Consider the following 15,213-nt stretch of genomic DNA (forward strand, 5'->3'; position numbering starts at 1 on the left):
GCCTGGCGCATGATGCGGAAGACGGCCCCTGCCGGGAGGAAATGGTTGATGGCCTTCGCCATCGGTGGGTAGTCCCCTTCTCCCCAGTGGGGAGAAGGTGGCCCGAAGGGTCGGATGGGGGGCGACAGGCTCGGCGTCTGCTGTTCTTCCCTTGCGTTCAGAACGCTCGTCGCTTCGTTCCTCACCCCCTCATCTGCCCGTTGGGCATCTTCTCCCCGCTGGGGAGAAGGGGGAGCAAGCCTCAGCCTAGTACAGCCTTGATCTTATCCGCGGCCTGGTCGAGCGCGTCCTTCGGGCTCATCTGGCCGGTCAGCGCCGCCTGGATGGCGTCCTGGATCGCCTTGGAGATCTTCGGCCATTGCGGATGCGGGCCGCGCGGCTTGGCGTATTTCAGCTGTTCGAGGAAGACCTTGAGCGCGGCGTCCTTCAGCGGCTGGCCGCTCTCGGGAATGGAGATGTCGGAACGGGCCGGAAGCTGGCCGAAGTTCTTGAACATCTTGTCGTCCTGCGAGGCGAAATATTCGAGCGCCTTGAAGGCTTCGGCCGGATGTTTGCTGCTGGCGAAGATCGCCCAGTTGAAGTCGCCCATGGCCGAGGACCGTTCGGCCCCTTCCTTGGGAACCGGAAGCAGGGTAACGCCCCAGTCGAATTTCGCTTCCTGGGTCATGCGGTCGAGCTCCCAGGGACCGGAGATCGCCATGGCCGCATTGCCGGAGTTGAAGGTGCCGGTGGAATCCCACTGGCCGCGCGTCAGCGTATCGGGAGACGCGAGCTTCTCGTCCATGATCGTCTTCCAGATCCCGAGCGCCTTCACCGCGCCGTCGGCATTGATGTGCTCATAGCTGCCGCCGCCCATCTGCGCCCAGGGAAGGAACTGGAAGGTGCCCTCCTCGTTGGCCTTGGCCGAGAAAGCGAGGCCGTAGACGTTCTTGGCGGGGTCGGTCAGCTTGCGCGCGTCCTCGACCAGCTCGTCCCAGGTCTGCGGCGGCTTCGCCGGATCGAGGCCCTTAGCCTTGAACATGTCCTTGTTGTAGTAGAGCGCGATCGTGTTCGTCGCTTTCGGCACGCCATAATATTTGCCGTCCCATTCGACCGATTTCAGCGGGCCGGGGAAATAATTATCCGGCTTGATCACGGTCGACTTGGCGATCATGTCGGTGAGGTCAAGGAAGGCGCCACGCGACGAGAACATCGCATGCTCCGGATTGTCGACGGCGATGATATCGGGCGCCTGGCCGGTGGCGTAGGCGCGCATGGCCTCGGTGACGACGTCGTCGAACTGGATCAGCCGATATTCGATCTTGATACCGTTGTTCTGGGCGTTGAACTCCTTAACGAGGTTCGGCGCCGGCTGGGTGTCCTTATCCAGCGACCAGAGCGTCAGCGTGACGTCCTCGGCCTTGGCCGAAAGGCCGAAGAGTGAAACGCCTGCAAGCGCCAGAGCGCCGAGAATTGCATATTTGCGGATAGCCATGGTTCTCCTCCTTTGTGGTTATCCCCGTGTCCGGCAATTCCTCCTTGCCGGAAACGATATCATCAGACCGGATCGACGACGAATGCGCCGCCCCGGGCATGCTTGAGGTGGTTCAGCGCATAGACCTGGCCGGTCATTTCGAGTTCGTCGCGATAGACCGGATCGTGCCAGCCTTCGATGTCGATCGAGCCGGACCAGCCGGCAAGGCGCAGCTCGGAAATGATGTCGGTCCAGTTGCTGTCGCCGAAGCCCGGCGTGCGCATGAAGACGAATTTCTCCTTGCCGAAGATGCCGTGTTCCTTGATGACCTCCCAGCGGATGGTCGCGTCCTTGCCGTGGACGTGGAAGAATTTGTGCGCCCATTTGCGGATCTGCGGCATGGGGTCGATCAGATAAACCATCTGATGGCACGGTTCCCATTCCAGCCCGATATGATCATCCGGCGTCTCGTTGAAGATCAGCTCCCAGGCGTCCGGATTATGGGCGATGTTCCAGTCGCCGCTTTCCCAGTTGCCGTCCATGGCGCAATTCTCGAAGGCGATCCTGATGCCCTTATCGGCGGCACGCTTGGCAAGCTCGCTCCAGACCTGCTTGTAGCGGCCTAGGCTGTCGGTCAGCGGTTTGCCGCGGATGCGGCCGGTGAAGCCAGCGACGCAGGTTGCCCCGAAATGATGGGCATTGTCGATGCAGTCCTTCCAGCCCTGCAGCGTTTCCAGGTCGATGGCGCTCTCTTCCAGCGGATTGCCGAACATGCCGAGCGTCGAGATGGTGATGTCGCGGTCGCCGATCGCCTCGAGGCAGCGCTTGCCGAGTTCGGCGAGGTTCTGCCCCTTGGTGGTCTGCCAGAAGAAGGGTTCGAAGCTTTCGAAGCCCATGTCGGCAATCTGGCCGATGCGGGTGGCGGCATCGCCCTTGTTGCCGCTGACCATGGTGCCGATGCGAATGGATTTTGCAGGGTTGCTCACGTCACGTCTTCCTATGCTGAAATTTCGATGCGCTTGCCGGTCTTGGCGCTTTCAATGGCGCCGAAGACCATGGCGAGGCTTCTGATATTGTCGGAATTAACCGTTTCGGGCTGCTTGCCGGTGCGGATCGCCGCGATGAAATCGGCGATGACGCTGGCATGGCCGTGGGTTTCCGCGTCGTGCTCCGGACCGGGAACGTTTACGGCGGCAGAGCCGCGCAGAAGCCCGGGCTCCTCGCCGGCAACGGTCGCCTTGAAACTCTCCTCGCCGTCCCAGGTGAGCATGCCCTTCGAGCCGACGAGACGCCACTGGCTTTCCCAGCTGGTGCGCTCGCCCTCGGCGCACCAGGAGCCGCGATAGGTGAAGACGATGTCGTCGGAGAATTCGAAGATGGCGTTCGCGGAAGCGCCGTGCCGGTACCACGACCCCTTCGGATTGCGCTCGACGCAATAGACGGTGAGCGGCTTCCGGTCGGCGACGTAACGGGCGGCATCGAAGGTATGGATCGCCATGTCGAGCAGTAGGACATTGTCCATTTCTTCACGGAAGCCGCCGAAATGCGGCGCGAGGAAAAAGTCGCAATGAATGCCGGTGAGTTCGCCGATCGCGCCGCTATCGACGAAACGGCGCAGGCGCCGGATGCCCGAGATGAAGCGACGGTTCTGGATGACGGCGTGGATGCGGCCGGTTTCAGCGGCGAGATCGATCAGCGCGGCGCCCTCGGCAAGCGAGGCGGCCATCGGTTTTTCGCTGAGCACATGGCAGCCGGCCTTCAGCGCCGTCGAAACGACATCGTGACGAGCGGCCGGAATGACGATGTCGAAGACCAGATCGGCCTTGGTGGCGGCGATGACCTCGGAGAGATCCGAGCCGATGACGGCGTCGTTAAGGCCGAACTCCCCGGCGAGCTGTTCCGCCGTCTCGCGATTGAGGTCGACGAGGCCGACAATGGTGATGGAGTCGGCGAGATCAGGGTTGGACGCGATGGCCCGCAACCAACCTTTGGACATAGCTCCGCACCCGCACAGAATGGCACTGAATTTCACGATTTCCTCCAGGGAATGGCGCCAACTCTCCTCGTGACACGCACTCCGTAAACGTTTACGAATGTTGGCGGAAACATTTTGCGATGTCAAGGGACACCAAATGCGAAATTATGCATGGGAAGGAAACGCAGCCGATGAAAGGGATTCGCCAGCTTGCCGAACACCTGGATATTTCGATCGGCACGGTTTCCCGGGCGCTGAACGGCAAGCCCGATGTCAACGAGCAAACGCGGCGGCGCGTGCTGGAGGCGGCCGAGGAACTGGGCTACGTCGCCAACCAGTCGGGCCGGAGCCTGAGGCAGGGAGAGACGAAGGTCATCGGGTTAATGATCGAATCCAGCGCGGAGGCGGTCGAAAATGCCGACAACTTCTTTCTCGGCGTCACCAGCGGGTTGCAGAGCGTCTTTGCCCGGCACAAGCTCGACCTGATCATGCTGCCCTGCCCGAGCGACGAGGATCCGCACGAATATCTGAAGCGGATCGTGGCGCGCCGGATCGTCGATGCGATGATCATCTCGAATATGCAGCGCATCGACCGGCGCATCGATCTTCTGTCGCGGGCAAAGATCCCCTTCGTTGCGGTCGGCCGCAGCCTTTCCCCAGGCAATTTCCCCTGGATCGATCTCGATTTCGAAGGCGTGGCCGAGCGTGCCGTTGAACGGCTGGTCGCCCGCGGCCACCGCCGGATCGCGATCACGGCGCCGTCGAGCGAGGTCAACCTCGGCTATGTCTTTCTCGAGAGCTATCGCCGCGCGCTCGCGCGGCACGGTATCGCCTTCGATCCGTCACTCGTCATCCGCGTCAAATCGAGCGAACAGGGCGGCTATCAGGCGGCGCATGAGCTGCTTCTGCTCGAGGAGCGGCCGACGGCGGTGATCCTGATCTACGAGCTGATGGCGATCGGCCTCTACCGCCGCCTGATGGAATCGGGCGTCATGCCTGGGCGCGACCTTGCCGTGATCGGCTTCCGCGATGCCCCGCGCGCACGGTTCCTAAACCCTTCGCTCAGTTGCTTCCGTATGTCGCTCTATGATCTCGGCGTCGCGCTCGGACAAATGCTTCTCGCTCATGTGCCGGCCTATCGCGCGTTCTATCCTGATGGCGCACGAAACATCATCTGGCCGCTTGAGTTGATACCGGGGGAAAGCGACGCCTTTCACGTTGGGGCCATGGTTTGAGCGCTGCCGGCTTGCCTCCAGGGAACCATCCCCTCCCCTCCTCGACCGGCGACCACTGGAACGGCAACTTCGGCGATTAATCGAAGTGGTGCTTGGCAAAGTGTTTAGACGGTAGTAAACTTTACCACTATCAGATCGAGGATGTGAGAAATGCCGAATGTCGAGAAAGTAAGCGTGGCCGTTACCACGCATCAGGCGGCCCTGCTTCGCGACGCGGTCAAGACTGGCGCCTATGCCACCACAAGCGAAATCGTGCGCGAAGCAGTTCGCGACTGGGAGGCCAAATGGGAAGCCCGCCAGGCTGATGCTAAACGCTTGCGGGAACTTTGGGACGAAGGCAAGGCTAGCGGCGACCCTGTGCGGGTCGATTTCGACAGGCTTCGCGAGGAGGCTCGTCAGGAACTAAGTGCTGCCCTGAACAATGCCCGTTGATCTCGTTTGGTTGCCCCAGGCCCTGGCCGACATTCGTGACATTTATGTTCAGGTCGGTCTGGAACAGCCGCAGGCAGCCGAGCGGCTTTTCGATAGCTTCGAGCGGAAGGCGAAGCTGTTGATCGAACAGCCGCGTATTGGCAGGCGCCGACCGGAAATCCGGCCGGGCGCGCGCATGTTGGTCGAAGCACCGTTTGTTATGCTCTATGAGACCGTTCCGGACACGGACGAAGGACCGGTCCAAACCGTCAATATCGTGCGCGTCCTTCATGGCAGGCGTGATCTCGCATCGCTCGATTAAGCTGGCGCGCGACGCGGGAGCATCGGATGCTTCTCAAACACCTCAATCTTCTCCATTTGCAGAATATTCGAAGGCGGGAATTTCATCGTCACCCGGGGCGCGTCGCCGCGCGAAGGTTGGCCGAAACCCTAACCGCGGCGGTCGGAGGCCGATAAGCAAACACTTTTTATTTTCTATCACATCTATAGAATTTGTACTCTTATCTCGGCGCTCGATTTCTTTCACCGATAGGACCGTCAGAATTGGAGACATCGATGAATACCGTGCTGAGGCAAGCAGATCAGATCCGGCCGGTGGCCGACCGTATCGGCAGCGATGAGGAGGCGGTTGAAACCGCCCGCAGGCTGGCGGCGCAATTTGCCGCGCGCGCTCCCGAGCGCGACGCCGATCGGATCCTGCCTTTTGCCGAGCTCGACCTGCTCGCTCAGTCGGGCCTGCTGGCGATCACCGTGCCGGCGCAATATGGCGGGCTCGACGTTTCGAACGCGGTGCTTGCCGAAATCACCGCGATCCTGTCGCAGGCGGACGGTTCGATCGGCCAGATCCCGCAGAACCATTTCTATATTCTCGAGGCGCTCCGCACCGACGGTAGCGACGAGCAGCAACGCTACTTCTTCAGTCGAGTGCTTGCCGGCGACCGTTTCGGCAATGCGCTTTCCGAGCGCGGCACCAAGACGGTAGGCCATTACAACACGCGCATCACCCGCGACGGCCCGGGCTACCGGATCAACGGGCGCAAGTTCTATTCCACAGGCGTGCTCTTCGCCGACTGGATCACTGTCTTCGCCCTCGATCTGGAGGAGCGGCTGACCATGGCCTTCGTGCCGAAGGGCACCGAAGGTGTCGAGATCGTCGATGACTGGGACGGTTTCGGCCAGCGCACCACCGGCAGCGGCACGACTGTTCTCGACAATGTCTATGTCAGCGCCGATTCCGTCGTCTTCCATCACAAGGGTTTCGAACGGCCGACAACGATCGGCTCCGTCGGCCAGATCATCCATGCCGGCATCGATCTCGGCATTGCTCGCGCGGCTTTCGCCGAAACGCTGGATTTCGTCAGGACGAAATCGCGCCCGTGGATGGATAGCGGTCTCGACCGCGCCTCCGACGACCCGCTGACGATCGCCAAGGTCGGCCAGATCGCCATCCGGCTCGAAGCCGCGACCGCCCTTGTCGAGCGTGCCGGCCACAAAGTCGATGCCGCGCAGGTCGAGACGACGGAGCAGAAGGTGATCGAGGCAACGCTTGCGGTCGCCGCCGCCAAGGTGCTGACCACAGAAGTGGCGCTCGAGGCTTCGAACACGCTCTTCGAGCTGGCCGGAACCTCGTCCGTGCAGGTCGGTCTCAATCTCGACCGTCACTGGCGCAATGCCCGCACCCATACGCTGCACGATCCGGTGCGCTGGAAATATCACGTCGTCGGCAATTACCATCTGAACGGCGTGACGCCGCCGAAGAACGGCGCGCTCTGAGTTTTCGCCTCGTTACAAATGAAAATCCCACCGCCGGCGCCGGCGGTGGGATTTTGCTTTTCGGCCGTCGGCGCGCGCCTCAGCTGTAGAGGCTGACCTCCGGTATCCGGTCGTTCAGCACGAATTCACCGACTTCCCTCGCCTTGTAGAAGACCGGATCGTGCAGCGTGTGGGTGCGGACATTGCGCCAGAAGCGGTCGAAGCGGTGTTTGTCCGCCGTCGAGCGGGCGCCCGTCAGTTCGAAGACGCGCGAGGTGATGTCGAGCGAGACATGGGTGGCATGGACCTTGGCGGCATAGGCTTCCGCCGCCGCCTCGCCGCGCTCGCGCGCCGTCACGTCGCGGCCGCGGTCGAGACCGGCTTGCACGGCGGCTGCCGCGCTGTCGGCAAGGGCCGCCGAGGCCTTTAGCGCCGCGGTGAATTCGCCGACGCGTTCGAGGATATAGGGATCGTCGGCTGCCCGCTCGACACCTGACGTAATCCACGGCCGGGTCGTGGTGCGGACATAATCGACGGCCGCGTGCAGCGCGCCTTCGGCGGTGCCGAGATAAAAATTGACGAAGACCAGCTGGATGAACGGCGTGTTGAAGGTCGACAGCACCGGCGACGGCACATGGGCTGCTGCGGGCGCGCCGACGAAATCCTCCTCGTAGACCGGGAAATCGTGGAACTCGACGCTGCCGCTGTCGGAGAGGCGCTGGCCGATATTGTCCCAGTCGTCATTGGCAACGTAGCCCGGGCGATTGGTCGGCACGGCGAAGCCGGCGATCTTGTCGTCGAGCGCCGCATTGGCATTGATGTAGTCGGAAACCCGCGCCGCCGTGGAAAAGGATTTGCGTCCGTTCAGCACATAGCCGTTGCCGCGGCGCGTCAGCACCAGGCCGGGATCGCGGGGATTGACGGCCGCACCCCAATAGAGGTTCTTCGCCACCGTTTCACTGCCCAGCACATGGGCACGCGCCGGATCGAGCGCCCAGTAGATGTACTGGCTGTTGACGAAGTGGTAGCCGAGCAACTGGCCGATCGAGCTCTCGCCCCGGGCGAGGATGCGCACCAGCCGCAGCCCGTCGATCCAATCGAGGCCGCCGCCCCCGATCTCTTTGGGATGCAGCGCATTCAGCAGCCCGGCATTCTTCAGCTTGACGATCTCCGCGAGCGGCGGTCGGCCGTCGCGGTCGAGCTCGGCCGCGCGCTGGGAAAGGTCGTCCGAGATGGTCTCGGCACGGGCAAAGAGGTCTTGCCGCGTTGGGTTGCGGCTCGCGGCGAAGATGACATTGGACTGGCTCATGGGCGGAACTCCATTCTTTAAAAGATGATCCGGCGCGAGCCGCACGCTCCCGCCGGAAGGATCGAGTAAAAGAGCCTCAGAACAGCTTGTCGGGAATCCAGCTGGCGGTCGCCGCATCGCTGGTGCTGAAGGCCGGGATTTTCTCAGCCAGATCTTCGATCGTTTTGACGCCAGCCGCGCGCAGGCTCTCCTGGGTCAGCAGCGTCGGCTTCACGGTGATCTGGTGAGGAACCGTCTGGCCGGCGATTTCGAGGGCGGCGGCGCGGATGGAGACTGCGCCGACCACCGCAGGGTTGGTGGCGACGGTCGCAACCCAAGGGCTGCCTTCCTCCGTGATTTCCTGGATATCGGCCGTGGAAACGTCGGCCGAATAGATCTTGAGCTTGCTTGATATGCCGAGGTCGTTGGCGGCGAGCTTCACGCCGCGGGCGAATTCGTCATAGGGGGCGAAGACCACCGAAATATCCGGATTGGCAGTCAGCGCGGCCTTCGCCTGGTCAGCGGTCGAGGTCGCGGTGGTGTCGCTGACATTGCCGAAGCGGGCCTTTTCGACGACGCCGACATTCTCCGATTTGAACTTGTCCCAAACCTCGTTGCGGCGGTCGAGCGGCGCAAAGCCCGCGACATAGACGTAGCCGGCGTTAAAACTCTTGCCGTTGTCCTTCACCACCTGGTCGAGCGCCAGTGAGGCAAGCTCGTGATCGCTCTGCTCCACCTGCGGGATTTTCGGGTTGTTCAGGTTGACGTCGAAGGCCACGACCTTGATGCCCTTGTCGAGCGCCTGCTGCACCACGTCGCCGAGCGATTCCGGCAGGCCGTGGTCGATGACGATGCCGGAGACGCCGAGATTGATTGCCTGCAGGATCTGCTCGCGCTGTTCGGCGGCATCCTGACGTCCGGGGAAAACGCGCAGGTCGATATCCAGAGCCTTGGCCTGGGCCTCCGCGCCCGCCTGATAGGCCTGAAAGAAATCACCGGCCGAGATGTAGCTGATCAGCGCCACCTTGACCCCACCCTTGTCGAAGGGAGCCGGAGCGCCGGAAAGGCCGTCGGCCTGTGCACCCTGAATGAAAATGAACGGAATGACGGCGGCGGACAGTGCGAGCCGTGCGAGGGATTTCATCGTCGCGTTCCTTTTAACAATAAGCGGCGTCGTCTGACAGGCGGCCCCCGCGACGCGTCAAGTTATTAGATATAATCTCTATGTTTTTAGTAGATTAAATGATCCGATTTTGCGGGTTGCGGGAGATTCTTTGTTTCCGGGGCGGTGGCTGCCGGGGAAATGCGTGCCTGGAATTCGACCGTCCGAACGAGGCACACTTCCGAGACAAATGTAGTCCCGGATCTTGTCGATGCCGCTTCTTCACGTTGAAAACATAAGCCGCAGTTTCGGCTCGACGCGGGCGCTTGCCGGCGCCGATCTTGTGATCGAGCGCGGTGAGATCGTGGCGCTGATGGGCGCAAACGGCGCGGGCAAATCGACGCTGGTGAAGATCCTGTCCGGCGTGCTGCCGGCCCATGGCGGCACCATCCGTCTCGATGGCCGCCCCTTCGCGCCGCAGAGCCCGGCCGAAGCGGCAAGAGCCGGCGTCGTCACAGTGCACCAGTCGACGGATCTGGTCGGCGCGGCCGGCCTGACCGTCGCCGATGCTCTGTTGCTCAACCGTTTCGCCGACCGCAGCACGCCCTTCTTCGTTTCGCGCGCCGGCATTCGCCGCGTCGCGCAGGCAATGCTCGATGCCGCCGGCTTCACCCTGCCGCTCGATCGCGATTTCGGCGAACTCGCCAGCGCCGACCGGCAATTGGTGGCGATCGCTCGCGCCCTTGCCAACCGCGCCGATCTCCTCATTCTCGACGAGCCGACGGCGAGCCTTTCCGGGGAAGAGAGCCGCCGGCTCTTCGATATTCTCTTGAGGCTTCGCAGCCGCGGGCTGGCGATCCTCTATATCTCGCATCGCACCGCCGATCTTGAAGCGATCGCCGACCGCGCGCTGGTGATGCGCGGCGGCCGCGTCGTCGGCACTTTCACCCGGCCGATCGATTTTTCGAGCGCCATCGAGACGATGATCGGCCGCAGGCTCGATGCGGCGCGGCCGCATGCTCGGCCCGCGACCGGCCCTGTGATTTTCGAAATGCGCGATGCCAGTCTGCTGCCGGCGGGCGCGCCTTTCGATCTGTCGCTGCATGAGGGCGAGGTGGTGGCGGTGACCGGCGTGCTCGGCGCCGGCAAGAGCCGGCTGCTCAAGGCGATCTTCGGCGTGACGGCGCTTAAGGGTGGCGCGATGTATCTCGACGGCCGGCCCTACCGGCCGAAAAGTCCGGCCGAAGCGATCGCGGCGGGTGTTGCCATGGCAGCGGAAGACCGTCACCGGTCCTCGTTGATGCCGCCGGCCTGGCCTGGCCATTCGCTGGCGGCGACGATCAGCCTGCCGCATCTTTCCAAATGGTATCCGCATGGTTTTCTTGCCGGCGGCCGCGAACGGCGCGAGGCCGAACAGGCGATCTCCCGTCTCGGCATCAAGGCGGCAAGCCCGCTTGCCTCTGTCTGGTCGCTCTCCGGCGGCAACCAGCAGAAGGCGGTGATCGCCCGCTGGGAGGCGGAGCCGAGCCGGTTGCTGCTGCTCGACGAACCCTTCCAGGGCGTCGATGTCGGCGCGCGCCGCGATATCATCCAAGCCATCCGCGCCCGCACAGACCGAGCGACGCTGATCGCCACCTCCGATCCGGAGGAGGCCTATGAGGTGGCCGACCGCATCCTCGTCATCGACCGCCACGTGCTGAGCCCTGCTGCAGGCGGGCTCGCCCTTCATCCCGAAATCCATGGAATGTCCGCATGACGACAATCGATGACGAAACTCTGCCGCACACCGGCATCCTGCCGGGCGCCGACCGCCATCGGCTTGCGGCCCTTGGCGCTTTCCTGCGGGCGGGCGCGGTGTTCATCCTGCTGGCGCTGCTGATCGTCGGCTTCACCATCGCCGAGCCCGCCTTCATCACCATCGCCAATCTGATGAGCATCCTGCAGGCGGTATCGGTCGTCGCCATTCTCGGCGCCGGCGTCACCGTTACGCTCGCCGTCGGCGGTTTCGACCTGTCGATCGGCGCCGTTGCCGCATCGAGCGTGATGGCCGCGAGTTATGCGATGATCGTCTGGGATCTCGACGCCTATGCGACGGTGCCGCTGGTGCTCGCCTTCGGCGCCCTGGTCGGCCTCGTCAACGCGCTGCTGATCGTCCGCCTGAAGGTGCCAGATCTGCTGGCGACGCTGGCGATGATGTTTCTGCTCTCCGGCCTGCAGCTGATCCCCACGGCCGGCCGGTCGATTTCATCAGGCCTGACCTTGCCGGATGGTTCGAAGGCGACCGGCGCCTACGATCCGGCCTTCCTGATGATCGGCCGCTACAGCATCCTCGGCACCCTGCCCGTCGCCGTCGTGCTGATGGCGACGGTCGCCGTTCTGCTCTTCGTTCTCACCGAACGCACCCGTATCGGCCGGCTGCTGTTTGCAACCGGCGGCAACGAAGCCGCCACCCGGCTCGCCGGGGCCTCGACCGTCAGGCTGAAGACGCTCGCCTATGTCATTTCAGGCACGCTCGCCTCGCTCGGCGGCATCGTCATCGCCGCCCGCGTCGGCCGCGGCGACATTTCCTCCGGCGGCTCGTTGCTGATGGATTCGGTGGCCGCCGCGCTGATCGGTTTTGCGGTTCTCAACCTGCGGCGCCCGAACGTGCTCGGTACGATTGCCGGCGCCGTCTTCGTCGGCGTCCTGCTCAACGGCCTCACCATGCTGAACGCTCCCTATTACACCCAGGATTTCGTCAAGGGCGCCGTGCTCGTCGGCGCCCTGGCGCTGACCTACGGCCTCGGCCGCAGCAATCCGTAAATTCCAAGGAAGAAAGACATGACCCGCCAAATCAGGCTGAACGCCTTCGACATGAATTGCGTCGGACACCAGTCGCCGGGGCTCTGGCGCCATCCGCGCGACAAGTCCTGGACTTACAAGGATCTCGGTTATTGGGTGCATCTGGCAAAGACGCTGGAGCGCGGCAAGTTCGACGGCCTGTTCATCGCCGACGTGCTCGGCGTCTACGACGTGCTGAACGGCAATGTCGATGCGGCCCTTCGCCATTCGGCGCAGGTGCCGGTCAACGATCCGCTGCAGCTCATCCCGACCATGGCCTACGCCACCGAGCATCTCGGCTTCGGCCTGACGGCCTCGCTCTCCTTCGAGCATCCTTACACCTTCGCCCGCCGCATCTCGACGCTCGACCATCTCACAAAGGGGCGCGTCGGCTGGAATATCGTCACCTCCTATCTCAACAGCGGCGCGCTCAATATCGGTCAGCCCGCCCAGACCAGGCATGACGATCGTTACGATCTCGCCGAGGAATATCTCGAGGTCTGCTACAAGCTGTGGGAGGGCAGCTGGGAGGACGGCGCCGTCGTCCGCGACCGGGAAGCCGGCATCTTCACCCATCCCGACAAGGTCCACCCGATCGGCCATTCCGGCCGGCATTTCAGCGTGCCCGGCATCCACCTGAGCGAACCTTCGCCGCAACGCACGCCGGTGCTCTACCAGGCCGGCGCTTCCAGCCGCGGCAAGGATTTCGCCAGCGCCCATGCCGAATGCATCTTCGTGGCGTCGCCGTCGAAGGCGGTGCTGAAACGCTATGTCGCCAATGTCCGCGAGGCGGCCGAGCGCGTCGGCCGCAACCCGCGCGAAATCCTCGCCTTCAACCTGCAGACCGTCATCCTCGGCGAGACCGATGCCGAGGCGCAGCGCAAGTTCAACGAATACCGCAAATACGCCTCCTTCGAGGGCGCGCTGACGCTGATCTCCGGCTGGACCGGCATCGATTTCGGCCAGTTCGGGCCGGACGAGGTGCTGCGTCACCGTCATACCAATGCGGTGCAATCGGCCGTCGAAACCTTCACCACCATCGATCCGACCAAGGAATGGACGGTGCGTGAAATGGCCGACTGGGTTGGTGTCGGCGGTTTCGGCCCGGTTTTCGTCGGCTCGCCGCAGACCGTCGCCGATCTGATGCAGGAATGGATCGAGGATACCGATGTCGACGGCTTCAACCTCGCTTATGCCGTGACGCCCGAGAGTTTCGAGGATGCTGTGGATCTGCTGGTGCCTGAACTGCAGAAGCGCGGCGTCTACAAGCGGGAATATGCCAAGGGCACGCTGCGGGAAAAGCTCGGGGGAGCAGGACCGCGGCTCGTCGCTCCGCATCCGGGTGCCGCCTATCGCGATCTCTTTAGCGAGCCAAAACGCCTCGCCGCAAACGGCTGAGCAAATAATGGCTGGGTGACAAAAAATATCTCGCAGAGCTCTGCCATTTCGAATTTAACTTCTATGACTATTGGCGTTTCGCCCTGAATAGGGGCGCTCGCAATTCGATCGATCAGGAGGGGTCATGACCGTACCATCTATCTCACGGCGCACGCTGATGAAGGGCACTGCCCTGCTGCTGGCTTCGACGGCGCTGGCCCGTCAGGCGCTGGCGCAGGCCGCGCCCGCCGGTGGCCGGCTGGTCGTTGCGGCCGATTCCGAGCCGAAGAACCTCAATCCTGCCATCGTCGCTTCGAACGGGGTCTTTTTCATCGCCAGCAAGGTGATCGAACCGCTGGCCGAAGCCTCGTTCGACGGCAAGGACGGGCTTGCGCCGCGGCTTGCCACCTCCTGGGAAGGCTCGGCCGACGGCCTTTCCGTCACCTTCAAGCTGCGCGACGGCGTCACCTGGCACGACGGCAAGCCGTTCACCTCGGTCGATGTCGCCTTCTCCGCCCTCAAGATCTGGAAGCCGCTGCAGAATCTCGGCCGCCTGGTCTTCGCCAATCTCGAAGCCGTCGATACGCCGGATGATTACACCGCCATCTTCCGCTTCTCCAAGCCGACGCCGTTCCAGCTGATCCGCAATGCCCTGCCCGTCGTCACCAGCGTCGTCGCCAAGCACATCTTCGACGGTTCCGACATCGCCGCCAATCCGGCCAACAACAAACTCGTCGGCACCGGCCCGTTCAAATTCGCCGAATACAAGCCCGGCGAATATTACCGGCTGACGCGCAATGAGAATTATTGGGGCAAGGACCAGCCGAAGCTCGACGAGATCGTCTTCCGCGTGCTGCCCGACCGCGCCTCGGCGGGTGCCGCACTCGAAGCCGACGAAATCCAGCTTGCCGCCTTCTCGGCCGTGCCGCTGGCCGATCTCGACCGCATCTCCAAGGTCGACGGCATCAAGGTGATTTCGAAAGGTTACGAGGCCTTGACCTATCAGCTTGTCGTCGAGATCAATCATCGCCGCAAGGAGCTCGCCGACCTCAGGGTCCGCCAGGCGATTGCGCAGGCGATCGACAAGAAATTCGTGGTCGACACGATATTCCTCGGCTATGCCGGCGCCGCCACAGGCCCGGTGCCGAAGAATGCGCCGGAATTCTATACATCCGATGTCGCGACCTATGATTTTAATCCGGCCGCCGCCAACGATATTCTCGACAAGGCGGGGTACAAACAAGGAGCGGACGGCAACCGCTTTAAGCTGAAGCTTCGCCCCGCGCCCTATTTCAACGAGACCCGGCAGTTCGGCGAATACCTTCGCCAGGCGCTCGCCGTGATCGGCATCGATGCGGAGATCGTCAATGCCGATGCGGCCGCGCACCTGAAGGCGGTTTATACGGATCACGATTTCGACCTTGCCGTCGGCCCGCCGGTCTTCCGCGGCGATCCGGCGATCTCCACCACCATTCTCGTTCAGTCCGGCACACCGGATGGCGTGCCCTTCTCCAACCAGGGCGGTTACGCCAATCCGGAGCTCGACAAGATTATCAAGCAGGCCTCCGAGACCGTCGATACGGCGGCGCGCACCGATCTTTATCGCAAGTTCCAACAGCTCGTCGTCGCCGATCTGCCGCTGATCAACGTCGCGGAATGGGGCTTCATCACCGTCGCCCGCGACACGGTGCTCAACGTCTCGGACAATCCGCGCTGGGCCGTCTCGAACTGGGGCGATACCGCCTTGCAATCGTGATAGGATCGGCGGCAATTCTCTTC

At 62.9% G+C, this 15,213-nt stretch carries 13 protein-coding genes; 8 read left to right on the forward strand and 5 right to left on the reverse strand.

The genetic code is table 11. The features are described from left to right. Window positions 1-241: 241 nt before the first annotated feature. The 3 genes from AMK05_RS25280 to AMK05_RS25290 all read right to left on the reverse strand — a co-directional run bounded on the left by AMK05_RS25280 (window position 242) and on the right by AMK05_RS25290 (window position 3,485). Complete coding sequence (locus AMK05_RS25280) at window positions 242-1,474, reverse strand: ABC transporter substrate-binding protein (RefSeq protein WP_064842110.1); 1,233 nt, start codon at window positions 1,472-1,474, stop codon at window positions 242-244. A gap of 62 nt (window positions 1,475-1,536) precedes the next feature. Further along, window positions 1,537-2,439 (reverse strand): sugar phosphate isomerase/epimerase family protein, encoded by a 903-nt coding sequence (locus AMK05_RS25285; RefSeq protein ID WP_064842112.1) that lies wholly within the window; start codon window positions 2,437-2,439, stop codon window positions 1,537-1,539. A gap of 11 nt (window positions 2,440-2,450) precedes the next feature. Beyond that, complete coding sequence (locus tag AMK05_RS25290; protein ID WP_064842114.1) at window positions 2,451-3,485, reverse strand: Gfo/Idh/MocA family protein; 1,035 nt, start codon at window positions 3,483-3,485, stop codon at window positions 2,451-2,453. 134 nt (window positions 3,486-3,619) lie between these two features. Here AMK05_RS25290 and AMK05_RS25295 point away from each other — a divergent pair, with 134 nt between their 5' ends. The 4 genes from AMK05_RS25295 to AMK05_RS25310 all read left to right on the forward strand — a co-directional run bounded on the left by AMK05_RS25295 (window position 3,620) and on the right by AMK05_RS25310 (window position 6,868). After that, on the forward strand, window positions 3,620-4,663 hold the full coding sequence (locus AMK05_RS25295) for a substrate-binding domain-containing protein (RefSeq protein ID WP_064842329.1): 1,044 nt from the start codon (window positions 3,620-3,622) through the stop codon (window positions 4,661-4,663). A gap of 150 nt (window positions 4,664-4,813) precedes the next feature. Beyond that, window positions 4,814-5,095 carry a ribbon-helix-helix domain-containing protein gene (locus tag AMK05_RS25300; protein WP_064842116.1) on the forward strand — a complete coding sequence of 94 codons (282 nt, stop codon included), beginning with the start codon at window positions 4,814-4,816 and terminating at the stop codon, window positions 5,093-5,095. Further along, window positions 5,085-5,396, forward strand: coding sequence for a type II toxin-antitoxin system RelE/ParE family toxin (locus AMK05_RS25305; RefSeq protein WP_064842119.1), 312 nt, complete (start codon window positions 5,085-5,087; stop codon window positions 5,394-5,396). The genes AMK05_RS25300 and AMK05_RS25305 overlap by 11 nt, the downstream gene beginning before the upstream one ends. A gap of 254 nt (window positions 5,397-5,650) precedes the next feature. Further along, a complete protein-coding gene (locus AMK05_RS25310; protein ID WP_064842122.1) occupies window positions 5,651-6,868 on the forward strand; it encodes an SfnB family sulfur acquisition oxidoreductase in 1,218 nt (405 codons plus the stop codon). A 79-nt stretch (window positions 6,869-6,947) separates the two neighbouring features. Here AMK05_RS25310 and AMK05_RS25315 read toward each other — a convergent pair whose 3' ends face one another. Further along, entirely contained in the window at window positions 6,948-8,156 is a 1,209-nt protein-coding gene (locus tag AMK05_RS25315) for an acyl-CoA dehydrogenase family protein (RefSeq protein ID WP_064842124.1), read from the reverse strand. Window positions 8,157-8,232: 76 nt separating this feature from the next. After that, the gene (locus AMK05_RS25320; RefSeq protein WP_064842126.1) at window positions 8,233-9,279 is read right to left on the reverse strand and encodes a substrate-binding domain-containing protein; all 1,047 of its coding nucleotides are present in this window, start codon (window positions 9,277-9,279) and stop codon (window positions 8,233-8,235) included. 229 nt (window positions 9,280-9,508) lie between these two features. On the opposite strand from AMK05_RS25320, the gene AMK05_RS25325 reads away from it, so the two are divergent. The 4 genes from AMK05_RS25325 (at window position 9,509) to AMK05_RS25340 (ending at window position 15,190) form a co-directional block, all read left to right on the forward strand. Next, a complete protein-coding gene (locus AMK05_RS25325) occupies window positions 9,509-10,993 on the forward strand; it encodes a sugar ABC transporter ATP-binding protein (RefSeq protein ID WP_064842128.1) in 1,485 nt (494 codons plus the stop codon). Beyond that, entirely contained in the window at window positions 10,990-12,039 is a 1,050-nt protein-coding gene (locus AMK05_RS25330; RefSeq protein ID WP_064842131.1) for an ABC transporter permease, read from the forward strand. Before AMK05_RS25325 ends, AMK05_RS25330 begins: the two co-directional genes overlap by 4 nt. An 18-nt stretch (window positions 12,040-12,057) precedes the next feature. Then, window positions 12,058-13,455 (forward strand): LLM class flavin-dependent oxidoreductase, encoded by a 1,398-nt coding sequence (locus tag AMK05_RS25335; protein ID WP_064842133.1) that lies wholly within the window; start codon window positions 12,058-12,060, stop codon window positions 13,453-13,455. A 124-nt stretch (window positions 13,456-13,579) separates the two neighbouring features. Beyond that, the gene (locus AMK05_RS25340) at window positions 13,580-15,190 is read left to right on the forward strand and encodes an ABC transporter substrate-binding protein (RefSeq protein WP_064842135.1); all 1,611 of its coding nucleotides are present in this window, start codon (window positions 13,580-13,582) and stop codon (window positions 15,188-15,190) included. Window positions 15,191-15,213 lie beyond the last annotated feature (23 nt).

The organism is Rhizobium sp. N324 (assembly GCF_001664485.1).
In the GTDB taxonomy this organism is placed as follows: Bacteria; Pseudomonadota; Alphaproteobacteria; order Rhizobiales; family Rhizobiaceae; genus Rhizobium.